Origin of the sequence: Ensifer sp. 4252 (genome assembly GCF_050434565.1) — a bacterium.
In the GTDB taxonomy this organism is placed as follows: domain Bacteria; phylum Pseudomonadota; class Alphaproteobacteria; order Rhizobiales; family Rhizobiaceae; genus Ensifer.
Map to the genome: position 1 here is coordinate 97,634 of NZ_JBNDIU010000010.1, position 20,620 is coordinate 118,253.

The window sequence follows — 20,620 nt, forward strand, 5'->3', positions numbered from 1 at the left end:
GATTGCCCCTGATGGTTTTTTGATGGATTCCTGCTCTATATCACGATCTGACGGCGCCTATAGTCGGAGCATCGAATGTTTCTGAGGAGGAGCGAGATGAAGACCGACAACAATGCGCGCCAGCGGCTCGACCGCGTCTGGCTAAGCGAGGATGCCTGCGACATCGAAGCATTTCGGGCTGAAGTGGAGCGTCAGACAAACGTTGCTGATTATCCGCACGCGCTCGCCTGTGAGAAGAATGTTCTGATCTATGACAGCGCGAGCCTCGTCGCCGCCTGCGCCACGATCGAGGGGCGTCGCGCTGCTTTGGCCGAAATTTGCGAGGTGCTTGCGATCGGGCCTGGAGTGGCGGTGTTCAAGCACGCCTATGCCGATACGACCGTGATCGATACCGCCAGCGGCATTTTCGATGCGATCATCGACGAGCAGCACCGCACCAACAGCGGTGGTGGCGACCATTTCGCCAAGCCCGGCGCGAACGACCGGATCTGGAACTCGCTCGAAAAGCACTGCCTGAAGAGCCCCGAAAATTTTGCCGGCTACTACGCCAATGCCATCATCGCGCTTGTCAGCGAAGCCTGGCTTGGTCCGAACTATCAGATGACGGCGCAGGTCAATCGCGTCAATCCGGGCGGGGCGTCGCAGGCGGCCCATCGCGACTACCACCTGGGCTTCCAGACCTCCGATGTCATCGAGCGATATCCGGCTCACGTGCACCGGCTGTCGCCGGTGCTGACGCTGCAGGGGGCGGTTGCCCATTGCGACATGCCGATCGAGAGCGGTCCGACGCTTTTCCTTCCCTACAGTCAGAGCTACGTGCCCGGCTATCTCGCGTTGAAACGCCCGGAGTTCCGGGCCTACTTCGACGAGCATCACGTGCAGCTACCGCTTGAAAAGGGCGATGTCGTCTTCTTCAATCCGGCATTGTTTCATGCGGCCGGCAGCAATCGCTCGGTTGATATCAAGCGCGTTGCCAACCTTCTTCAGGTCTCGTCGGCCTTCGGGCGGGCGATGGAGACCGTCGATCGCGTGAAGATGAGTGCAGCGCTCTATCCGGCGCTCAAGGGTCTTACGGAATCCGGTGCGCTGTCGACGGGCGAGGCGGCCAACGCAATTGCATCCTGTGCAGAAGGCTATTCGTTCCCGACCAATCTCGATCGCGACCCGCCGCTCGGTGGTCTCGCGCCGAAAACCCAGGCGCAGCTGATGCATGAGGCGCTTTCGGGCAAATGGAGCCCCGAGGATTTCAGCAACGCGCTTGACGAGCAGACGCAGCGCAAGCTGAGCTGAGCGGCAGACATCGATGCCCTCGGTCCCCGGCGCCCTGTGCCGGGGACCATTGCCTGTTTTCACACGACTTTCATTCCTGGGAGGACTTTCATGACCGAGCAATACAGCCGTCTCGACGGCAAGATCGCCATCGTCACCGGCGGCACACAAGGGCTGGGCGCAACGATCGCAAGCCTGTTTGCGGAACGCGGGGCTGAAGGGGTCGTTATCTGCGGGCGCAATGCTGCCAAGGGCGAAGCGAAGGCCGATGAGATCCGCAAGGCGAGCGGCGCGCAGGTACTTTATGTCGAGGCAGACCTCGAAAAGGTCGAGGACGCCCGAAAGGTCGTCAACGCCTGCGACACCACTTTCGGGCGCGTCGATGCGCTGGTCAATGCGGCGGCGATCACTGATCGCGGTACCATTCTCGACACCAGCCCCGAACTTTTCGACCGGATGTTCGCGGTCAATGTGCGCGCACCGTTCTTCCTGATGCAGGAGGCGGTCAAGGTGATGCGGCGGGAAGATACGCAGGGCACGATCGTCAATATCGGCTCGATGTCGGCGATGGCGGGCCAGCCGTTCATCGCCGCCTATTGCTCGTCCAAGGGCGCGCTCGAAACGTTGACCAAGAACACCGCCTATGCGCTGTTGCGCAACCGCATTCGCGTCAACGGCCTCAATATCGGCTGGATGGCCTCCGAAGGCGAAGACCGCATCCAACGCGAGTTTCATGGTGCTGCTGCCGACTGGCTGGAAAAGGCAGCCGCCAGCCAACCCTTCGGCCGGCTTGTCGACCCGAAGGAGGTCGCGCGGGCCTGCGCCTATCTCTCATCGGCCGAATCCGGATTGATGACGGGTTCGGTCATCTGCTTCGACCAGTCGGTCTGGGGCGGCTATGACGGCTCGCCGCATCCGGTCGCGCCGCTCTGAAGTCTGAGGCTGTCGCGTGGCGCTGTGGAGTGGCGGGCAAGTGACATCGAGCTTGCTTGTTATTCCCACTGGGCTGTGTCCTTATGGCAACGTCAGGTGCCCGCGATGCGGGAGAATCGGGAATCCGGTGTCAGTCCGGAACGTGCCCAACGCTGTGACGGGGACGGCTGCCTCTATGGATCTTGAATTACCTCAAGATCTTGCCACTGGATCTTCATGTGATCTGGGAAGGTGAGGTGGCCGGTTGATCCGAAGTCAGAAGACCGGCCTGGCAAGATAGACCGATACCCGCGCGGACGGCGGAAGGTTGCGCATTGTTGGGGATCGAACGATGCTGACTGACGCGAATGGCGGCCTTGCGGCTGCAGAGGCCTTTTCACCTGACGAGCGCGAAGCCGTCTATAGAGCCATCGAAACACGCCGGGACGTGCGGGATCAATTCCTGGCCAAGCCCTTGCCTGACGACTTGGTAATGCGCCTGCTTAACGCCGCCCACCGGGCGCCATCGGTGGGTTTCATGCAACCGTGGAACTTCGTTGTCGTGCGGCAGGCCGAAACCCGGGAGCGGATATGGCAGGCCTTTTCCCGGGCCAACGATGAAGCGGCATTGATGTTCGAAGCCGACCGCCGAGCGAAGTACCGCTCCCTGAAACTGGAGGGTATCCGCAAGGCGCCCTTGAGCATCTGCGTCACCTGCGACCGCACCCGCGGCGGCGCGGTCGTTCTCGGGCGCACCCATAATCCTGAGATGGATGTCTATTCCACCGTCTGCGCGGTGCAGAACCTCTGGCTTGCCGCGCGTGCCGAAGGCGTCGGCGTCGGCTGGGTCAGCATCTTTCATGAGAGCGAGATCAAGGCGATCCTCGGCATTCCCGATCATGTCGTGATCGTCGCCTGGCTTTGCCTGGGCTACGTCGATCACCTCTACCAGGAGCCGGAACTTGCGGTGAAAGGCTGGCGCCAACGGCTGCCGTTGGAGGAACTGGTGTTTGAAGAGGGCTGGGGAACCTGCCGAAAGGCAGATGCTGCGATCAGTTGCTCTGAACCGGTTGGTAGCCCGGACCTTTCGGATGGCGAAGGTCGATCGACGTTTCCTCCTGGGGAAGGAACGTCGGCCCGATAACCCGCACCTTGCTCTTGGCGGGATCGTAAGGGCGCTCCTCCGCAGGCATGGTCTCCTTGGTGGCTGGGGCCGCCGCTTCCTTCTTGCCTTCGATGACGATGATCGAGGACTGGCTGTCGCCAGCATTGCCGCCGCCTGCCTTGGGTGTCGTCACCGCCGTCTTTGGGATCTGGCAGCCGCAGATGCCGGGCTTGCCGACGCCACGGGTCCGGTAAGCAAAAGCGTTCGGCAGTTCCGTATAGGGTCGCCCCGTCGACGCCGAAACCATCTGGTCGCTCTCTTCGGTCGCAAGTTCGTGGAAAAAGAGCTGCGTTTCGGCACCCGGGCATCGGGCGCGGCACGCCTGCTCGTCGCGGGCGAAGTCCACAGGGCTTGCCTCGGACGAAATCGGGAAGAAGGCGCCGTCGCAGGTGCGCACGCACATGGTGCGAAGCGTGCCGGAATAGACGCCGCTTTCCGGCGGGTAGGTGCCCATTTCGCGGTCCCGCAGCATTGGGCCGTAAGATTCGTCCGGCGGCAGATCGCGCAGGATGTTGCGATGCGTTTCCGGCTGTTCGTCCGGGTCGGCGTTCGCAAATTCCTCGCGGTCGCCATAGCAACCGTTGATCTCGAGCGCGGCCAGGATGCGCCGGCGCGTGTTGTCGCCATCGCCGGAGATGAGCTGCTGGCGCTCAGACTTGAGGATATCAAGATTGTCTTCCATCTCGGCGATCAGGCTGTTGATGTCGGAGCAGATATCCGGGTCGCCACCATTGAAGACGACGACGCTGCCTGTGCCGCAGCCGGCGCGTCGGCGATCGTTGCGCGCCCGGCGCAATTCGATGTTCTGCCGGGAAATCGCGCTCGCATAATCACGCGTATCGGCGGTGGTGGCGATGGCGGCGGGGAGTTCGGCGAGCCGAGTGTTCAGGCGGTCGCACACGCTGGAGGCCAGCGCCTGATCGGCAAGAACCAGAAGCAGCGGCAAGGTCGCCGCGGCAAGGGTTTTCATGTTCCGGAACACGGGCGAACGTCTCTTCCTGCAACCGCACAGTGCCACCCTTGTTGTCCGGGATCGGTCGCTGTCGGCACTTCCTGTTTCCGCCCTATCATAAAGCTTGTCGCCGCCGGTGCAACGACAAGCCTCGCATTGCGTTAACAGCTCCGTCCGGTGGGAGGAACGGAGGGAGCGTTCGAGATCAGGCGGCGCGCGCCGTTTCCAGCGACATCGGCCGTTCGAGAACCGTGCCTTCGATCGCGGCGACGGCCTTCATAGCGCTGAGCAGCGACGGCGTTACCTCCCAGGCGACCGCGACGGCGAAGACCGAGCCGATCCGGTGCGGTTCGCCGATGCGCTCTCCCGGGCAACCCATGCGGCGGAACATCCGCTCGAGGAAGACGTCGGTCACCGTGACGATATGGCTGATGCCGGAGGCAAGCCCGAGTTCACCGACGCCGCACATCAGTTCGGCAGCGGCCACGGTCACCTGGTTGGAGGCGCGATCCTGGGAAATCTCCGGGTCGATGCAGAAGCGGCTCGATTCCCAGATCGAGGCGCTGCGGATCTCAGGGTTGTCACCAAGCAGGATCGGGAACGTATCGTCCAGCATGTTGGGACCGAGCGTCGGCAGCAATCTCAGCGATCCGCGCAGCTTTCCCGTCTCCGGCGAATAGGACAGAATATAGAGCGGATTCGACTTGTCGTAATTGTCGATCTCCCATTCCCCATCGGTCTGCACGTCCCATTTCAGGAAATCGTGGAAGACGCGCTTGCGCAGCTTGAACATCTCGTCGATGGCCTGTGGGTGCTGTCCGCGTGTCCTGCCGTTGAGGATCCTGATCATCGTTTTCTCCATCCTTGTTTTGGGGGATGGCGTGATGCTGTCAGTCCGCCGGTGGAGAAGAAACTGGCACTAGTGACAGTACCGGAAACGGATTTTTTACTCTAAATTTCGATGGGTTTCCGGATGAGCGCAGGGGGGCGGCTTTAGCCCGGATCAAACCGTGGGGATCAGTGCGTGGCGAACGGCCTGGGCCACAGCCTGCGTATTGGAGACGACGTTGAGCTTGCGGCGGGCGTTGGTCATGAAGAAGCGCACAGTGCGTTCGGAAATGCCGAGAATGGTGGCGATCTCCCAATAGCTCTTGCCGGCCGCCGACCAGGTGAGAACCTCGGTTTCGCGGCTCGTCAGGCGCATGTCGCGGACCGACAGTCCGCCGGTCATGGCGGCGTGTTCAAGCATGCCGGCATGAAACAGGTTGGCAGCGAGCTGGAAGTCGCGCAGGTGGTTGCGCCGATAGATCGACCACTCCGCGGCCGACATATTGACGTTGATGGCGAGCAACGCCGTGCGGCCGGCCGGCGAGGGCAGCGGCAGGGCGACGCCTTCGCTGGAAAGTCCTATCTCCTCTGCCGTTTTGAACAATGGCTCGCATTCGGGAAAGCGATGGCGCGCGGTCGTCCATTCGACCGGCCTGACGCCGCCGAGCGCCAGTTTGAGGATCGGGTCGATGCGGTAGAGCCCCCGCGTCAGATAAAGCTCGGCCGCGTAGGCACCGAACGTGTGGTGCAATCGGCAGATCTTGAGCTCGTCGGCATAGGGCTCGGCTTCAAGATATAGGAGATGAGCGATGCGAAAGGTACGTCGCATCAACGTAAAGAAATGGGCCGGCTCGACACAGCCTCCGCATTCCAGAATTTCCAGCATGTCGAGGACAGCCTGTTGTTCAGTCATGCCACAACACCGATTCTTGCCCTGAACCCCACAATGGTTGGGGGTTCACCTTTTGTCCAGAACCGACAGCCGATTTGCTGTGGATTGTCGACCCTTGCAAACAATGGTTGTTGCCCCGGGTCGCGGGAGCAGCACAGGGCCGCCGGTTGCGGCGGCCCTGCAAACGAGGGTGCCGTCAGCCCGGATGGCTGGCTTCAACGACGGCGAGTGCCGCCATGTTGACGACGCCACGCGAGGTCACGGACGGTGACAGGATGTGCGCCGGCAGCGCCGATCCAAGCAGGATCGGCCCGACATGCAGACTGTCTGTCATCGTCTTGACGACGCCAAGCGTAATGTTGGCAGCATCCAGATTCGGGAAGACCAGCAAGTTGGCTTCGCCCGATAGCGTGCTGTTGGGCATGACGCGCTGGCGCAGCACTTCGGAGATGGCCGAATCACCATGCATTTCGCCATCGACTTCGAGTTCGGGCGCGAGCTCGCGCACAAGCTGCAGCGCCTGACGCATCTTGGTGGCACTTTCGGAATCGCGCGAACCGAAGTTCGAGTGCGAGACCAGGGCTGCGTGTGGCGTAATACCGAAGCGCCGGATCTCCTGCGCTGCCATGACGGTGGTCTGGGCGATTTCTTCTGCGCTCGGGCAGTAGCTGACATAGGTGTCGGTGAAGAACGTGGCGCCGCGCTGTGAGATCAGCAGGCTGAGGGCCGAGAAATCGAGCACACCGTCGCGCTTGCCGATGATCTGCGAGACGTCGCGCAGGTGCTTGCTGTAGCGCCCTTCCACACCGCAGATCAGCGCATCGGCTTCGCCGCGCTTGACGGCAAGCGCCCCGATCACCGTGGTGTTGGTGCGCACGATCGTGCGGGCGGCTTCCGGAATGACACCGAGACGGCCGACGAGGGTGAAATAGTCCTCGACATAGTCGCGGTAGCGCGGGTCGCCCTCGGGGTTGACCACCTCGAAATCGACGTCCGGACGGATGCGCAAGCCGTAGCGACGCAGGCGCGTCTCGATGATCTGCGGACGACCGATCAGGATCGGGCGGGCCGTGCCTTCCTCCAGCAGCACCTGGGCTGCGCGCAGCACGCGCTCGTCTTCACCTTCGGCGAAGATCACGCGGTTCTTCTGCGCATTCTTGGCGGCGGCAAAGACCGGCTTCATGATGAAGCCCGAGCGGAAGACGAAGCGGTTCAGCTTGTCGAGATAGGCGTCGTAGTCCTGGATCGGACGCGTGGCGACGCCGCTTTCCTCGGCAGCCTTGGCGACGGCCGGTGCGATCCGGAGGATCAGGCGCTGGTCGAAGGGCGAGGGGATCAGGTAATCGGGACCGAAGACCGGCGTCTCGCCGGAATAGGCGCGGGCGGCCACGTCCGACGGCTCCTCGCGGGCAAGGCCGGCGATGGCGCGAACGGCCGCCATCTTCATTTCTTCGTTGATCGTGCTTGCGCCGCAGTCGAGCGCGCCGCGGAAGATGTGCGGGAAGCACAGCACGTTGTTGACCTGGTTGGGGAAATCCGAACGGCCGGTGCAGATCATCGCGTCCGGGCGCGCCGCGCGGGCTGCCTCGGGCATGATCTCAGGCGTCGGGTTGGCGAGCGCCATGATCAGCGGCTTTTCGGCCATCTGCACCAGCAGTTCCGGCTTCAGCACGCCAGCGGCAGAGAGGCCGAGGAAGACGTCGGCGCCGCCAATGCTGTCGGCCAGCACGCGGTTGTCGCTTTCCTGCGCGTAGACCGATTTCCATTCATCCATCAGCACTTCGCGGCCCTTGTAGACGAGGCCTTCGAGGTCGTGCACCCAGATGTTTTCGGACTTGGCGCCGAGCGTGACCAGCAGGTTGAGGCAAGCCAGCGCTGCGGCACCTGCACCCGAGGTGACGATCTTGGCTTTGGCAATGTCCTTGCCGGCCAGTTCCAGGCCGTTGAGGATCGCGGCCGCAACGATGATCGCGGTGCCATGCTGGTCGTCGTGGAAGACGGGGATCTGCATCTTTTCGCGCAGCTGGCGCTCGACCTCGAAGCATTCCGGCGCCTTGATGTCTTCGAGGTTGATGCCGCCGAAGGTCGGCTCAAGCGCGGAGATGACGTCGACCATGCGCTCGATGCTTGCCGCGTCGATCTCGATGTCGAAGACGTCGATGCCGGCGAATTTCTTGAACAGGACGGCCTTGCCTTCCATGACCGGCTTGGAGGCAAGCGGGCCGATATTGCCGAGGCCGAGAACGGCCGTGCCGTTGGAAATGACGGCGACAAGGTTGGCGCGTGCGGTGTAGTCGGCAGCCGTCTCAGGATTGTCGCGGATGGCGATGCAGGGCGCAGCCACACCGGGCGAATAGGCGAGCGCGAGGTCGCGCTGGTTGCCGAGCGGCTTGGTGGGCTGGATTTCGAGCTTCCCAGGGCGAGGGTAACGGTGGAAGAAAAGGGCCTGCTGGTCGATGTCGCCGCTGACCGGACCTGTTTGGGATTTGGTTTTGTCGCCCGTGCTCATAGTCTGCATTCCTCTTTTTTGGACGTGGCCTTGTTGCATGAATTGCGAACCGCGTACAGTTTCTGCGCGGTTCTTTTCAGCCAGTGCGACGAAGCGGCCGGCGTCCGTGTCATCTTCCTGAAACACGAGTCTGGTTTTGACGGGCCCCAGAAGGCTCAATCAAGACGAGGCTGGTATGATGGCGGCACCGCAAAACAACTCCGTAAGACATCTCAGGACGTTGTTCATCTCCGACGTCCACCTCGGCTCCAAGGCCGCCAAGACCGACTTTCTCATTGATTTTCTGCGCCATCACGAGGCGGAGACCATCGTCCTCGTCGGCGACATCGTCGATGGCTGGCGGTTGAAGCGCAGCTGGTACTGGCCGCAGAACTGCAACGACGTCGTTCAGAAGCTGCTGCGCAAGGCCCGCAAGGGCACGCGCATCATTTATATCCCTGGCAATCACGATGAATTCATGCGCGATTTTCCCGGTGTTCACTTCGGCGGCATCGAAGTGGCGCAGCGCCACATGCACAAGGGCGCCGACGGCTGCAACTATCTGGTGCTGCATGGCGATGAGTTCGATGTGGTCGTGCGCAATGCCCGCATCCTCGCCTATCTCGGCGACTGGGCCTACGATACGGCAATTGCCATCAATATCGGCCTTGCTGCCATTCGTCGCCGGCTCGGCATGCCCTATTGGTCGTTCTCATCGTGGGCGAAGCTGCAGGTGAAACACGCCGTCAACTTCATCGGCGAGTTCCAGAAGGTGGTTGCCGACGAAGCGCGCCGCCATGACGCGCAGGGCGTGATCTGCGGCCATATCCACCATGCGGTCATCGAGGATATCGGCGACGTGCGCTATATCAACACTGGCGATTGGGTCGAAAGCTGCACGGCGATCGCCGAGCACCACGACGGCACCATGGAACTGATCACCTGGCATCAGATGCGCGGCGGCGTCGCAGAGGCTGAGGGAACGGCCGAAGCGGAACGGCTTCTGGCGCAGTTGCTGACGCAACGGGCGGCCTGACAGGGGCGTCGGCGAGGGCGCAAGCGTCGCGTGTAGCGAAATCTAGGTTATGGCGATCCTGCAGCGGGCTATGCTATTGCTGGCCCATAGCCATCAGGTTCTCCTATGATTCCCTCCCAAGCGCCCGCAACTGTGGGCCCTCCGCCGCGTCATTTTGCGCTTCGCATCGCCTTGCTCTTCTGCGCACCGTTGATCGTCAACGGTTTCGCGATGCCGTATTTTCCGGTCTGGCTGACCACGCTTTCCATGAGCGATTTCGAGATCGGCGTCGTCTTAGCGCTGCCGATGTTCGTACGCGTGATCACCGCGCCGATTGCCGGTGTGATCGCCGACCGGCTGGGAGAGCGCACGATCGTCTTGATCTGGTCAGGTTTCCTGTCGCTGGCAACGGCTTTCGTGCTGTTCTACGCCCGGGAGTTCTGGCCGGTTCTGATCATCTATACGCTGCAGTCGGCGGTCTATTCGCCCTATGTGCCGATCGTCGAGGCGATCGCGCTTTCCGGCGTCCGCCGCTGGGGCTTCGATTACGCCCAGATGCGGCTTTGGGGTTCCGTCGCCTTCATCGGCGCAACCATGCTCGGCGGCTGGATGATCGGCATCTTTGGTGGCGACATGGTGCTTCCGGCGATGGCCATCGGCTTCGGCCTGACGATCCTGATGGCCCTTGCGGCGCCAAAGGTCGGTCGGCCGCGGCGCCCGTCACCGATCACGGCCTTGACCGAGCCTCCGCCGCAATCCTTGCGGCAGCTCGATCTGCAGTTGCTGCTGATCGGCGTGACGCTGGTGAACGCCAGCCACGCCATGCTCTTCGCTTTCTCGGCGATCTACTGGCAGCATATCGGTTATAGCGGCACGGAGATCGGCATCCTCTGGAGTGCCGGCGTCGCTGCCGAGGTGACGATGTTCATCTTCGCCAAGGCGATCATCCGCCGCTTCAGCGTCTGGACGATGATCCTGTCCGGCTGCTCGCTGGCCGTCGTGCGCTGGATCATCTTCCCGATGGATCTCGGCTTTTCCGGCTATTTCGTGCTGCAGTGCTTTCACGCCTTCACCTATGCGATCATGCACACCGGCATGCAGAACAAGCTGGTGGAGCGCGTCGTCGAGGAGCAGGAGGCATCGGCCCAGGGGCTCTATTTTTTCTACACCGGCATCTTCACGGCGATCTTCACCTTCCTGTCCGGCTATCTCTACGCCTGGTACGGGGTGAACGGGTTCTATTCGATGTCGGTCGTCGCCTTTGCCGGCTGCTGCTTTGCCGTTGCCGCCTGGTACCTTCAGCCCCAGAGGCGCGGCTCGGGCGGAAAGACCAGCGAGGCTTCGTAGCGCAGGCCGGGCGTGCGATCACGCGCCAGAAGCAGGGGACCGTCTAGATCGACGAAATCCGCGCCCTGCGCCGCCAGGATTGCCGGTGCCATGCCGAGCGAGGTTCCCACCATGCAGCCGACCATCACCTTGAGGCCGAGGGATGCTGCCGCATCGCGCATGCGAAGCGCTTCCGTCAGGCCGCCCGTCTTGTCGAGCTTGATGTTGACGGCGTCATAACGGTCAACGAGGCCGGAGAGATCGCCTGTCGCATGCACGCTCTCGTCGGCGCAGACCGGAACGGGGCGGGCGATCGTGGCGAGCGCCTGATCGTGGCCGGCCGGCAGCGGCTGCTCGATGAGGTCGATACGCTGTTCGGCGCAGACGGCGAAGTGATAGGCGAGGCTCTCCGCCGTCCAGCCCTCGTTGGCATCGAGAATGATGCGGCTCTCCGGCGCGCCGTCGCGCACGGCGCGGATGCGTGAGGCATCGTCCGACGTGCCGACCTTGATCTTGAGCAGATCGCGGTGGGCATATTGCGCTGCCTGCGCACGCATCGTTTCCGGCTCGGCGAGCGAAAGCGTATAGGCCGTCGTCAATATCCCGGGTGAGGAAAGGCCGGCAAGCGCGTGGACGAATTTACTTTTCTGCTTTGCTTCGAGGTCCCACAATGCGCAGTCGACGGCGTTGCGGGCCGCACCCGGCTTCATTGCCGACTGCAACTCCAGGCGCGTCAGCCCCGATTCGATCCGCGGTCGAATGGTCTCGATTTCGGCAAGTACGGAGGCGATGGTTTCATTGTAGCGGCCGTAGGGTACGCATTCACCCCAACCGCTCGTGCCGTCAGTGGTGATTCGGCATGTCACGACGCTTGCCGTGGTCTTCGAGCCGCGTGAAATCGTGAATGTGCCCGCAATCGGGAAGTCTTCGGTTGTCGCTTCGAGCACAGTTGACATGAAATCTTCTCCGGCGGGGCCTATCTGGCGCTTAGGTCTTGATGTTACCGGCTTCGTCAGGATGACATCAAGGATGTGAGCCGTTATGACGGAGCAAGCTTTTACGAGCGGTTAGCAAATCGGGATGACAGAGACCAGGTGACGCGTTCACAGACCAAGATCGTTGCGGATGTCACGCTCGGCGGAGATACCGGCGACGCTGAAGGCGCTTACGTCTTTTCCGGCGTCTGGCGGCACGAGACGGCTGAAGCCATGGCCGTCAAGCTCGACCAGCTTGCACGCAAGGGCAGCAGCGTCAGGCAGTTCGATCTGTCGGGTGTGACGGCCATGGACACGGCCGGCGCCTGGATCATCCGGCGCTTCATGACGCGGCTTGCCGGACCTGAAAAAGGCGAGATCCAGTTCGTCGATGGCGGTCAGCGCTATGTCGAGCTGATTGGCGCATTGCCGGCGGAACTGCCGACACCGGAAGACGAAGGCGAGCACCCTCCACTGTTCCAGCGGCTGTTTGCCCCAGTCGGTGAAGTGATGGTCGCCACCTGGAACGATATCGTTGCAGCGATGTACATTCTCGGCTCGGCGGTTCGCGGTGCCCAGCTCAAGTTCGGGCGGCACAGTGGCGTCTCGCCGGCGGCCATCGTTCACCAGATTGACCGCATGGGCGTCAAGGCCGTGCCGATCATCATGCTGATGTCCTTCCTGATCGGCGCGATCATTGCGCAGCAAGGCGCATTCCAGCTGCGCTACTTCGGCGCTGAAGTCTTCGTCGTCGATCTGGTCGGCATCCTGCAGTTGCGCGAAATCGGCGTGCTCCTGACAGCCATCATGATCGCCGGGCGTTCGGGTAGTGCGATCACAGCCGAGATCGGCTCGATGAAGATGCGCGAGGAGGTGGACGCGCTGAAGGTCATGGGCCTCAGCCCCGTCGGCGTCCTGGTGTTTCCGCGCCTCGTGGCGCTGACAATCGCGTTGCCGCTCCTGACCATCATTGCCAACTTCGCGGCACTGACCGGTGCGGCGCTGGTTGCCTGGACCTATTCGGGCATCACGGTTGCGACCTTCCTGTCGCGCCTGCAGGAGGCCATCGATTTTTCATCGGTCGCGGCAGGCATGATCAAGGCGCCGTTCATGGCGCTGATCATCGGCGTGGTCGCGGCAGTCGAGGGTCTGAAGGTCGGCGGAAGCGCCGAATCGCTCGGCCGCCACGTCACTTCCTCGGTGGTCAAATCGATCTTCGTCGTGATCCTGATCGACGGTCTGTTTGCCATGTTCTACGCAGCGATCGATTTCTGAGGCGAATGGGACGATGGACACAACAGCCAAAGAAAGACAGCCGGACACCGCCAACGGGCACGAAGCGGTGTTGTCGGTGCGTGAACTGACGGTCGGCTTCGGCTCCCACATCGTTCTCGACAAGCTCAACCTCGAGATCTATCGCGGCGAAATCCTCGGCTTCGTCGGTGCCTCGGGTACCGGAAAGTCGGTGTTGATGCGCACGGTCCTGCGGCTTCTGGCCAAGCGCTCCGGCACGATCAAGATCCTCGGCGCGGAATACGACCGGATGTCCGAGGTTGAGCGGATCGCGCTCGACATGCGTCTCGGCGTGCTTTTCCAGCACGGCGCACTCTTTTCGGCCCTCACGGTGCGTGAAAATATCCAGGTGCCGATGCGCGAATATCTCGACCTGCCACAGAGCCTGATGGACGAGCTGGCGCGCGTGAAGATCGAGCTGGTAGGTCTGGCGCCGGAGGCGGCCGACAAATACCCGTCCGAGCTTTCGGGCGGCATGATCAAGCGGGCAGCACTTGCCCGTGCGCTGGCGCTCGATCCAGATCTCGTCTTTCTCGACGAGCCGACATCGGGCCTCGACCCGATCGGCGCGGCCGAGTTCGATGAGTTGATCGCCAAGCTGCGCGACACGCTCGGATTGACCGTGTATATGGTGACTCACGACCTCGACAGCCTGTTTTCTGTCTGCGATCGCATCGCGGTGTTGGGGAACAAGAAGGTTCTGGTCGAGGGGACCGTCGAGGACATGTTGGCCTGTGACGATCCCTGGGTGAAGTCCTATTTCCGGGGCAAGCGGGCGCGGTCGATCGTGCGGCACGACGAGTAGCGCCGGGAAGCCGGCGGGGATTTCCGGATGTCTCCGGGGACGCCCCGAAGCAGAAGAACGGCCGATAGGATGGCCACTGAGGTAGTCGGAACGAATGGAAACTAAAGCGAACTACGCCATTGTCGGGTTCTTCACGGTGTTCGTGATCGCGGCGGCCTTCGGCTTCGTCTACTGGATGTCGCAATATGGCCGCAGCGGCGAGATGGTCGAGCTGGTCGTCAACATTCCAGGCTCTGCCAACGGGCTTTCCGTCGGCTCGCCTGTTCGCTTCAACGGTATTCCTGTTGGTTCCGTGCGCAATCTGGCGATCGACGCCAACGATCCGCGCTATTCGATTGCCGTAACCGAAGTTTCAATCGACGCGCCGGTGCTGAGATCGACAAAGGCGACGCTCGAAGTGCAGGGGCTGACAGGTGCTGCCTATATCGAACTCAGTGGCGGCAACAAGGGCGACGAGAACATCCTGAGGAACGCGGTCGAGAAGGGCACGCAGGCGCGCATTCTCGCCGACCAATCGAGCGTTACCAGCTTGCTCGCGACGGCGGACGCGATCATGGACCGCGCCAACGACGCGATCACCGACATCCAGGGTTTCGTCAAGGATGTGCGCGGGCCGCTGACGGGCACGATCGGCAATGCCGAGAAATTTTCCAAGGCGCTTGCTGACAATTCTGGCGCGATCGACGACTTCCTGAAAAGCGTGACGGAGCTTTCGGCATCGATCAATGCCGCGTCGAAGAAGCTCGATTCGACCCTGGCCTCGGCCGATGTTCTGGTGAAATCGGTGGATCCGAAGAAGATCGATCGTATCGTCAGCAATGTCGAGCAGCTGAGCAACGACCTTAAGGCCGCCTCGGGCGGCGTTTCCGAGACCATCGCGGCGTTCAAGCGCACAGTCGAGACCTATGACCAGTTCGGCAAGAACGCGCAGAAGACGCTCGAGCGCGTCGATACGCTTGTGGCCGCGGTCGACAAGCAGAAGGTCGAACTTGTCGTCAACGACATTTCGGCAGCAAGTGCCGACGCCCGCAAGACGGTCGCCAACATCACGCAGTTTGCCGAGAAGATCACGGCGCGCCAGCAGGACATCGATCGTACGATCACCGACGTGACCCAGATGGCGAGCAAGCTGAACGCTGCGTCGAACCGGGTCGATAGCATCCTCGTCAAGGTGGATGGCTTCCTCGGCGATGCCGACGCGCCGTCGCTTTCAGCCGAGGCGCGCACCACGCTCGAATCGTTCCGCAAGATGGCTGACAACCTCAACGCCCAGATCGGCCCGATCGCCGACAATCTGAAGCGTTTCTCCAGCTCCGGCCTTCGTGATGTCGAAGCGCTGGTGACCGATACACGTCGCACCGTGCAGAGTCTCGAAAACACGATTTCGACATTCGACAAGAATCCGCAGCGCCTTCTGTTTGGCGGCGAAACGGTCAAACAATACGATGGTCGCACCCGGCGCTGAGTCGGGTAAGACAAAGCCGGTGTGGGGCCGGGCGGGTTGCTTTCATTAAAGAGCGCTCTAAGGTGCTGCGTATTGGACAAGGGTTTGGGCAGTATGAATTTTTCGGGGCTGGTGTGTGTGCGTGAGACGGGAGCGAAACGCTCCGCCCTGATTTTCACGCTGGCTGTCTTGTTGGCCGGGTGCGGCGCCGGTGCTGCCGTCAACGATACGTTCAACCTTTCCTCGTCGCCAGTGGTCGAAGGACGGGGTGCGACCAGCAAGCAGATCCTCGTGCCGGAACCAACGGCGCTGAAAGCGCTCGACAGCGACCAGATCGTCATCCGCCTTTCCGGCTCGGAGTTGCAATATCTCTCCAAGGCGCAATGGAGCGACCGCCTGCCGCGCATGGTGCAGGCAAAGCTGGTCCAGGCGTTCGAGAATACCGGCAAGGTCGCAGGAGTCGGCAAGCCGGGCGAGGGGCTTGCGATCGACTATCAGGTAATCAGCGAAATTCGCTCGTTCGAGATATCGACGGAAGGCGCCGACACGGCGGTCGTCGAGATCTTTGCCAAACTCGTCAACGACCGGAACGGGACGGTGCGAGCGCAGAAGGCGTTCCGTGCCACAGCTGGCGTCAACGGTACTGGCAACCCGGCTTTCGTGAAGGCGCTCGACCAGGCGTTCGCGATCGTCGCATCCGAGATCGTCGGCTGGACGCTCGGCTCTATCTGACCCGGCTCTATGTGGCTGCTGGCGCCTCGATGCGGTTGATCACCTCGGCCACGCCTTCAATCAGTCTCGCCGACTCTTCGGCGCGGGCGACTTCGGCTTTCGTCGCGACGTGGCCAGCGAGCATGATCGTATTTCCCTTGCAGACAACCGTGACGTCGGCCGCATCGAGACCGGGCGTCACCGCAAGGCTGTGCGCCACGCGGCGTTCGAGCTCCGCGGGGTGATCCGCGGTGCTGCGTTCTGGCTCGGTGCCGTGGAACGTGCGCTTCTTGAAGATCATGGTCCGGCCCCTTTCCTCGATGGAAGGACAACGCGGCGCCCTCCGATTTGTTCAGCTGTTCCAATCGAAACAGCGCCAGACCGGCATTCATGCGATGGCTCGGACATGCGGATCGCATGTCGTTTCTGGCCGCAGTATTCGAACGGGGGCCCCTCCATGCGTCATTCTTTTCTCGCCGTCGCGCTCGCGATGACGACATTGCTTGCCGTCGCCATTCCGGCCATAGCCGGCAATTACAGCTACGGATATCGACAGACCTGTGTCGTCAAGACGGTGAAGACCTATGGCGCCTATGGCCGGGTGGTGATCAAGAAGGTGCGCATCTGCAAATGACGTCCGCGCACCTTGTCAGGGCCAGCGGACGACCGGGGGCAGGGATGAGAGGATCGACTCGACATTGCCGCCGGTCTTCAGGCCGAAGATGGTGCCGCGATCGTAGAGCAGGTTGAATTCGACATAGCGGCCGCGGCGCACCAACTGCTCGTCGCGATCTTCCTCAGTCCATGACGTATTGAAATTTGTGCGCACGATCTTGGGATAGACGAGTGCGAAGGCCTTGCCGACGTCGCGGGTGAAGGCGAAATCCGCCTCCCAGCCGCCCTGCTCGGCCGGAGACTGAAGCCAATCATAGAAGATACCGCCGGTACCGCGCGCCTCGTTGCGGTGTTTCAGGAAGAAGTAGTCGTCGCACCACTGCTTGTACCTCGCGTGATCGGCGACCGGATGGCGATTGCAGGTGATCTCCATGGCGCGGTGGAACAGCTGGGTGTCCGGGTCGGTCATGACGCGGCGGCGGTCGAGCACCGGCGTCAGGTCGGCGCCGCCGCCGAACCAGTTGCTGGTGGTGACGACCATGCGGGTGTTCATGTGAACGGCCGGCACGTTGGGGTTCACGGGATGCGCGATCAACGAGATGCCCGATGCCCAGAAGCGTGGGTCTTCGCTGGCGCCCGGGATCTGCTCGCGGAATTCCGGCGAGAATTCACCGAAGGCGGTCGAAGTGTGCACACCGACCTTCTCGAAGACGCGGCCTTCCATCATGGACATGCGGCCGCCGCCGCCTTCGCCGCCGTCGCGGCTCCACTCCTTGCCGACGAAGCGGCCCGGTTCACGGTTCGACAGCGGGCCGGTCAGGTCATCTTCGACGGCCTCGAAAGCGGCGCAGATTGTATCGCGCAGGCTTTCGAACCAGGCTCTGGCTGCTGCCTTCTTGTCTTCGATATCGGCAGGCAGCCCCTGGGGTAGTTGCGGTCGTTCCATGAAAATTTGTCCTGTTCGCGGCTTTGCACGCCGGAAAGCCGCCGATTCGTTGATGTGCGCCACAGTTCATATTTCCTCCGGATTGGCAACGGCGGACGGGTCACCGGGCTACTGCATAATTCCTTAAATCAGATTCGATTTAAGGAGAAATTATGCAGCAAGTCTAAAGTGCTACAGCGTCCTTTGCGCGTCATATTTGATGCGCGGCGCTGTAGTCTGCCGCATCGGGTGGGCGGTGTAAAACGGACTCGCAATGGCCCGATACTCACACTATCTTTACCTCTAGAGGTATGGCCCATGGCAAGAATACCCGCAGGTCCGCCGCTTGATGGTTTGCGGCGCCAGATCGCCCGGCATCGCCGGGACAATCCGACACGAGGCGATGGCCTTTTCGTGCGAGAAACCTTTAGGCTCGATCGAAGTGCTGCCCGCGCCAAGGCGCGCGAATGGTTCGATACCTGGCCGAAGGCCGCCTACTGGACCGAGGTGGAAAGCTGGCGCCAGCTCGACGGTGACGAGATCGAATTCACCATGCGCCGACTACCGACGGCCGACTGACGCTTCGGCAAGACCTTTTCCGGGACGTCTCGTGTTGTCGGATGCTCTAGTTGGTCACATGACGTCGGTGTTTGCGTCAGGCTCCGCGGCAAGTGGGCAAAATCGCGGCCATGGCGCCTCCTAGGGCTGGCCGTCCTCTTCCGTGGCATCCATCAGCCGCGGCCCGGCGCCTTCCATCGAAAGCACATCGTGGGGATTGCGCAGCGGACATTCCCTGAGCGACAGGCATCCGCAGCCGATGCAGCTCGTCAGATGGTCGCGTAACGCCATCAGGCTGGTTATGCGCGCGTTCAGCTGCTCGCGCCAGCTCTCCGAGAGCCGTGCCCAATCCTGTACCGTCAGCGGCCGGTCGTCCGGCAGCACCATCAACGCCTCCTGAATTTCCGCAAGCGGAATTCCGGTGCGCTGGGCGACCTTGATCACCGCCACGCGCCTCAGCACGCTGCGGGGATAACGACGCTGGTTGCCGCGACTGCGATTGCTGTGGATCAGCCCCTTGGCCTCATAGAAATGGAGGGTGGAAACGGCGACACCGCTGCGCTCCGCGACTTCGCCGACCGTCAGCTCACGCCGCATTTCGCTGTTTCTTACAATCGTCATGGTAGCTATTGACCTCAACTAATGTTGAGGTTTTATAGCATGAGCTCCATGGAATTCACAACAAGGAGCTAATCCCCATGACAGAGAAGATGACGCTTGCGGTGATCTACGGCAGCGCCCGGCAGGGTCGCTTCTGCGACACGGTCGCCAATTGGCTGATCCGCGAGATTTCGGAATCCGCCGTGTTCAATCTCACGGTCATCGATCCGGCGCGGCTAAGGGCGTCCCGCGGCGTCGGTGCCGCGGTCAATCCCGGCGAGTGGCTGGAGCGCAAGGTGGCCGAAGCGGATGCCTTTCTGGTGGTGACGCCGGAATACAATCACGGCTATCCGGCCGCTCTGAAAGAGCTGATCGATTCGGTCTACGAGCCGTGGCATGCCAAGCCCGTCGCCTTCGTCTCCTACGGCGGCGCTTCCGGCGGCATCCGCGCCGTCGAGCAGTTGCGCCAGGTCTTTGGCGAGTTGCATGCGGTGACGCTACGCGACGGCGTCCAGTTTGCCAAAGCCTGGTCGAAATTCGACGCGGCCGGCAACCTCTACAAACCAGAGGAGATGCGGGCGCCACTGTTCCTGATGATGGACCGGCTCATCTGGTGGGCGCGAATCTTGAAGCAGGCCCGCAAGATAACGCCCTACAACGAGGTTGCCGCCTGAATTTTGGGGCGCTGCCGCTGGCGGCGCCCATCGTCACCCCCATCAGGAAAGGCGGGGCAGAGCCATGCGATGTTTTTCAGAGCAATTGAACTTGCCGGATCGCCTCGCCGGCGATCATCGCGGCAGACATGGCGACATTCAACGACCGTTGCCCTTCGGCCATCGGGATGAGGATACGGCCTTCCGCGCGATCATGCACATGGTCTGGCACACCGGCGCTTTCCCTGCCGAACAGCAGGATATCGTCGGAACGGAATTTGAAGCGAGTATAGGGCTCGGCGGCCCTGGTGGAGGCAAGCACCAGCCTTCGTCCGGTCGGCACCCGCCACGCCTCGAACCGTTCCCAGTTAATGTGGCGGGTGAGGGTGACCGAGGCGATATAGTCCATGCCGGCCCGTTTGAGGTTGCGGTCGGAAAGATCGAAGCCCGCCGGCTCGATTACGTCGACGGCAAGGCCGAGGCAGGCCGCAAGGCGAAGGATCGTACCGGTATTGCCGGGGATGTCAGGCTGGTAGAGGGCGATGCGAAGGTCACTCACGTCTGTTCACTTTCCTTGCGGCTCTTCTGGTGCGGCGGAGAATTCGTGCGCCAGAATCCCCATCATGATGTCGTCGTGCCACGCGCCGTCGATCAGCGCCGCCTCCCGTTCGCGCCCCTCGACCGAGAAACCGCATTTGAGATAGCTGGCAATCGCGCGTTCGTTGAAGGCGAGCACGCGCAGCGAAATGCGATGCAGCGCGAGTTCGCCGAACGCATGCGCCAATACAAGCTTCGTGACGGCAGTGCCAAGCCCTTTGCCCAGCAGTTCCGGATCGAGGATGCCGATGGCGTAGGAGGCGCGCCGGTCGTGCTTGTTGATGTTGTCGAGCCTGACTTCGCCGACAAGCCCGTCGCGATCGATGATCCAGGCGGCCGGATGTTCGATGGTGTGCTGCAGCCACGCTTCAGCGTCCGCTTGTCCGTAAGGACGGGCGAGGGATGCATCGCCGCCGAACATGCGGTAGATCTCCGGGTCACGCCCGAGCGCCAGCCGCGTCTCGACGTCGCTGTCTCGTGGGCGCCTCAACAGGAAGCCGTGTCCGTGCAAATCGGGAGGAGCCGTCGATGATGGGTTCATGTGCGTTTCCTACCAATCGCAGCCGTGTTCGCCACGCGTCTTTTCCGGTTGATTTCA

Annotated in this window: 22 protein-coding genes and 1 riboswitch; of the genes, 12 read left to right on the forward strand and 10 right to left on the reverse strand. The window is 62.0% G+C overall.

Annotation, left to right across the window (positions count from 1 at the left end):
* The first annotated feature begins 96 nt into the window (after positions 1-96).
* From ABIE33_RS19400 to bluB, 3 genes are all read left to right on the forward strand, one after another.
* Entirely contained in the window at positions 97-1,290 is a 1,194-nt protein-coding gene (locus tag ABIE33_RS19400) for a phytanoyl-CoA dioxygenase family protein (protein WP_429128201.1), read from the forward strand.
* A 90-nt stretch (positions 1,291-1,380) separates the two neighbouring features.
* Positions 1,381-2,202: an SDR family oxidoreductase gene (locus tag ABIE33_RS19405; RefSeq protein ID WP_429128203.1), complete on the forward strand. Its 822-nt coding sequence runs from the start codon at positions 1,381-1,383 to the stop codon at positions 2,200-2,202.
* A gap of 77 nt (positions 2,203-2,279) precedes the next feature.
* Positions 2,280-2,488: riboswitch (cobalamin riboswitch) on the forward strand.
* Positions 2,489-2,533: 45 nt separating this feature from the next.
* Entirely contained in the window at positions 2,534-3,325 is a 792-nt protein-coding gene (bluB, locus tag ABIE33_RS19410) for a 5,6-dimethylbenzimidazole synthase (protein ID WP_429128205.1), read from the forward strand.
* Here the strand turns inward: bluB and ABIE33_RS19415 are convergent.
* The 4 genes from ABIE33_RS19415 to ABIE33_RS19430 form a co-directional block, all read right to left on the reverse strand.
* Positions 3,234-4,316 carry a DUF2865 domain-containing protein gene (locus tag ABIE33_RS19415; RefSeq protein ID WP_429128207.1) on the reverse strand — a complete coding sequence of 361 codons (1,083 nt, stop codon included), beginning with the start codon at positions 4,314-4,316 and terminating at the stop codon, positions 3,234-3,236. The two genes, bluB and ABIE33_RS19415, sit on opposite strands and share 92 nt — an antisense overlap.
* A gap of 187 nt (positions 4,317-4,503) precedes the next feature.
* Complete coding sequence (locus ABIE33_RS19420) at positions 4,504-5,148, reverse strand: acyl-homoserine-lactone synthase (protein ID WP_429128210.1); 645 nt, start codon at positions 5,146-5,148, stop codon at positions 4,504-4,506.
* A gap of 153 nt (positions 5,149-5,301) precedes the next feature.
* Entirely contained in the window at positions 5,302-6,039 is a 738-nt protein-coding gene (locus ABIE33_RS19425) for a helix-turn-helix transcriptional regulator (protein WP_429128212.1), read from the reverse strand.
* 175 nt (positions 6,040-6,214) lie between these two features.
* The gene (locus ABIE33_RS19430) at positions 6,215-8,527 is read right to left on the reverse strand and encodes an NADP-dependent malic enzyme (protein WP_429128214.1); all 2,313 of its coding nucleotides are present in this window, start codon (positions 8,525-8,527) and stop codon (positions 6,215-6,217) included.
* Between the two features lie 175 nt (positions 8,528-8,702).
* Here ABIE33_RS19430 and ABIE33_RS19435 point away from each other — a divergent pair, with 175 nt between their 5' ends.
* On the forward strand, positions 8,703-9,542 hold the full coding sequence (locus ABIE33_RS19435) for a UDP-2,3-diacylglucosamine diphosphatase (RefSeq protein WP_429128217.1): 840 nt from the start codon (positions 8,703-8,705) through the stop codon (positions 9,540-9,542).
* 105 nt (positions 9,543-9,647) lie between these two features.
* Positions 9,648-10,868, forward strand: coding sequence for an MFS transporter (locus tag ABIE33_RS19440; RefSeq protein WP_429128220.1), 1,221 nt, complete (start codon positions 9,648-9,650; stop codon positions 10,866-10,868).
* On the opposite strand, the gene dgcA is transcribed toward ABIE33_RS19440, so the two are convergent.
* Positions 10,820-11,803, reverse strand: coding sequence for an N-acetyl-D-Glu racemase DgcA (gene dgcA / locus ABIE33_RS19445; RefSeq protein WP_429128223.1), 984 nt, complete (start codon positions 11,801-11,803; stop codon positions 10,820-10,822). The genes ABIE33_RS19440 and dgcA overlap by 49 nt on opposite strands.
* Positions 11,804-11,941: 138 nt before the next feature.
* Here dgcA and ABIE33_RS19450 point away from each other — a divergent pair, with 138 nt between their 5' ends.
* The 4 genes from ABIE33_RS19450 to ABIE33_RS19465 all read left to right on the forward strand — a co-directional run bounded on the left by ABIE33_RS19450 (position 11,942) and on the right by ABIE33_RS19465 (position 16,095).
* Positions 11,942-13,096, forward strand: a complete 1,155-nt coding sequence (locus ABIE33_RS19450; protein WP_429128225.1) for an MlaE family lipid ABC transporter permease subunit — start codon at positions 11,942-11,944, stop codon at positions 13,094-13,096.
* 13 nt (positions 13,097-13,109) lie between these two features.
* Entirely contained in the window at positions 13,110-13,919 is an 810-nt protein-coding gene (locus ABIE33_RS19455; RefSeq protein ID WP_429128228.1) for an ABC transporter ATP-binding protein, read from the forward strand.
* Between the two features lie 94 nt (positions 13,920-14,013).
* Positions 14,014-15,384, forward strand: coding sequence for an MlaD family protein (locus ABIE33_RS19460; RefSeq protein ID WP_429128231.1), 1,371 nt, complete (start codon positions 14,014-14,016; stop codon positions 15,382-15,384).
* Positions 15,385-15,477: 93 nt separating this feature from the next.
* Positions 15,478-16,095 (forward strand): ABC-type transport auxiliary lipoprotein family protein, encoded by a 618-nt coding sequence (locus ABIE33_RS19465; protein WP_429128470.1) that lies wholly within the window; start codon positions 15,478-15,480, stop codon positions 16,093-16,095.
* Positions 16,096-16,102: 7 nt separating this feature from the next.
* Here ABIE33_RS19465 and ABIE33_RS19470 read toward each other — a convergent pair whose 3' ends face one another.
* Complete coding sequence (locus tag ABIE33_RS19470) at positions 16,103-16,375, reverse strand: BON domain-containing protein (protein WP_429128234.1); 273 nt, start codon at positions 16,373-16,375, stop codon at positions 16,103-16,105.
* A 156-nt stretch (positions 16,376-16,531) separates the two neighbouring features.
* Between ABIE33_RS19470 and ABIE33_RS19475 the strand changes: the two genes are divergently transcribed.
* Positions 16,532-16,708, forward strand: a complete 177-nt coding sequence (locus ABIE33_RS19475; RefSeq protein WP_429128237.1) for a hypothetical protein — start codon at positions 16,532-16,534, stop codon at positions 16,706-16,708.
* Between the two features lie 15 nt (positions 16,709-16,723).
* Here the strand turns inward: ABIE33_RS19475 and hemF are convergent, their stop codons facing one another.
* Entirely contained in the window at positions 16,724-17,635 is a 912-nt protein-coding gene (gene hemF, locus ABIE33_RS19480) for an oxygen-dependent coproporphyrinogen oxidase (RefSeq protein ID WP_429128240.1), read from the reverse strand.
* 297 nt (positions 17,636-17,932) lie between these two features.
* Here hemF and ABIE33_RS19485 point away from each other — a divergent pair, with 297 nt between their 5' ends.
* Entirely contained in the window at positions 17,933-18,193 is a 261-nt protein-coding gene (locus tag ABIE33_RS19485) for a hypothetical protein (protein WP_025427204.1), read from the forward strand.
* Between the two features lie 120 nt (positions 18,194-18,313).
* Here the strand turns inward: ABIE33_RS19485 and soxR are convergent, their stop codons facing one another.
* Complete coding sequence (gene soxR / locus ABIE33_RS19490; RefSeq protein ID WP_429128244.1) at positions 18,314-18,793, reverse strand: redox-sensitive transcriptional activator SoxR; 480 nt, start codon at positions 18,791-18,793, stop codon at positions 18,314-18,316.
* Between the two features lie 77 nt (positions 18,794-18,870).
* On the opposite strand from soxR, the gene ABIE33_RS19495 reads away from it, so the two are divergent.
* Positions 18,871-19,446, forward strand: a complete 576-nt coding sequence (locus ABIE33_RS19495; protein WP_429128247.1) for an NADPH-dependent FMN reductase — start codon at positions 18,871-18,873, stop codon at positions 19,444-19,446.
* A 76-nt stretch (positions 19,447-19,522) separates the two neighbouring features.
* Here ABIE33_RS19495 and ABIE33_RS19500 read toward each other — a convergent pair whose 3' ends face one another.
* Together ABIE33_RS19500 and ABIE33_RS19505 are read right to left on the reverse strand one after the other, a co-directional pair.
* Positions 19,523-19,984, reverse strand: a complete 462-nt coding sequence (locus ABIE33_RS19500; protein ID WP_429128250.1) for a tRNA (cytidine(34)-2'-O)-methyltransferase — start codon at positions 19,982-19,984, stop codon at positions 19,523-19,525.
* Positions 19,985-19,990: 6 nt separating this feature from the next.
* Positions 19,991-20,563, reverse strand: coding sequence for a GNAT family N-acetyltransferase (locus ABIE33_RS19505; RefSeq protein ID WP_429128253.1), 573 nt, complete (start codon positions 20,561-20,563; stop codon positions 19,991-19,993).
* Between the last annotated feature and the right edge of the window lie 57 nt (positions 20,564-20,620).

What these genes read in the sequence shown, in the direction of transcription:
- ABIE33_RS19405 (WP_429128203.1), top strand. Translation starts at nt 1,381, where the DNA reads ATGACCGAGCAATACAGCCGTCTCGACGGCAAGATCGCCATCGTCACC.
- ABIE33_RS19435 (WP_429128217.1), top strand. Translation starts at nt 8,703, where the DNA reads ATGATGGCGGCACCGCAAAACAACTCCGTAAGACATCTCAGGACGTTG.
- hemF (WP_429128240.1), bottom strand. Translation starts at nt 17,635, where the DNA reads ATGGAACGACCGCAACTACCCCAGGGGCTGCCTGCCGATATCGAAGAC.
- ABIE33_RS19495 (WP_429128247.1), top strand. Translation starts at nt 18,871, where the DNA reads ATGACAGAGAAGATGACGCTTGCGGTGATCTACGGCAGCGCCCGGCAG.
- ABIE33_RS19400 (WP_429128201.1), top strand. Translation starts at nt 97, where the DNA reads ATGAAGACCGACAACAATGCGCGCCAGCGGCTCGACCGCGTCTGGCTA.
- ABIE33_RS19460 (WP_429128231.1), top strand. Translation starts at nt 14,014, where the DNA reads ATGGAAACTAAAGCGAACTACGCCATTGTCGGGTTCTTCACGGTGTTC.
- bluB (WP_429128205.1), top strand. Translation starts at nt 2,534, where the DNA reads ATGCTGACTGACGCGAATGGCGGCCTTGCGGCTGCAGAGGCCTTTTCA.
- ABIE33_RS19430 (WP_429128214.1), bottom strand. Translation starts at nt 8,527, where the DNA reads ATGAGCACGGGCGACAAAACCAAATCCCAAACAGGTCCGGTCAGCGGC.
- ABIE33_RS19505 (WP_429128253.1), bottom strand. Translation starts at nt 20,563, where the DNA reads ATGAACCCATCATCGACGGCTCCTCCCGATTTGCACGGACACGGCTTC.
- ABIE33_RS19425 (WP_429128212.1), bottom strand. Translation starts at nt 6,039, where the DNA reads ATGACTGAACAACAGGCTGTCCTCGACATGCTGGAAATTCTGGAATGC.
- ABIE33_RS19465 (WP_429128470.1), top strand. Translation starts at nt 15,478, where the DNA reads ATGAATTTTTCGGGGCTGGTGTGTGTGCGTGAGACGGGAGCGAAACGC.
- ABIE33_RS19455 (WP_429128228.1), top strand. Translation starts at nt 13,110, where the DNA reads ATGGACACAACAGCCAAAGAAAGACAGCCGGACACCGCCAACGGGCAC.
- ABIE33_RS19475 (WP_429128237.1), top strand. Translation starts at nt 16,532, where the DNA reads ATGCGTCATTCTTTTCTCGCCGTCGCGCTCGCGATGACGACATTGCTT.
- ABIE33_RS19440 (WP_429128220.1), top strand. Translation starts at nt 9,648, where the DNA reads ATGATTCCCTCCCAAGCGCCCGCAACTGTGGGCCCTCCGCCGCGTCAT.
- soxR (WP_429128244.1), bottom strand. Translation starts at nt 18,793, where the DNA reads ATGACGATTGTAAGAAACAGCGAAATGCGGCGTGAGCTGACGGTCGGC.
- ABIE33_RS19420 (WP_429128210.1), bottom strand. Translation starts at nt 5,148, where the DNA reads ATGATCAGGATCCTCAACGGCAGGACACGCGGACAGCACCCACAGGCC.
- dgcA (WP_429128223.1), bottom strand. Translation starts at nt 11,803, where the DNA reads ATGTCAACTGTGCTCGAAGCGACAACCGAAGACTTCCCGATTGCGGGC.
- ABIE33_RS19485 (WP_025427204.1), top strand. Translation starts at nt 17,933, where the DNA reads ATGGCAAGAATACCCGCAGGTCCGCCGCTTGATGGTTTGCGGCGCCAG.
- ABIE33_RS19415 (WP_429128207.1), bottom strand. Translation starts at nt 4,316, where the DNA reads ATGAAAACCCTTGCCGCGGCGACCTTGCCGCTGCTTCTGGTTCTTGCC.
- ABIE33_RS19470 (WP_429128234.1), bottom strand. Translation starts at nt 16,375, where the DNA reads ATGATCTTCAAGAAGCGCACGTTCCACGGCACCGAGCCAGAACGCAGC.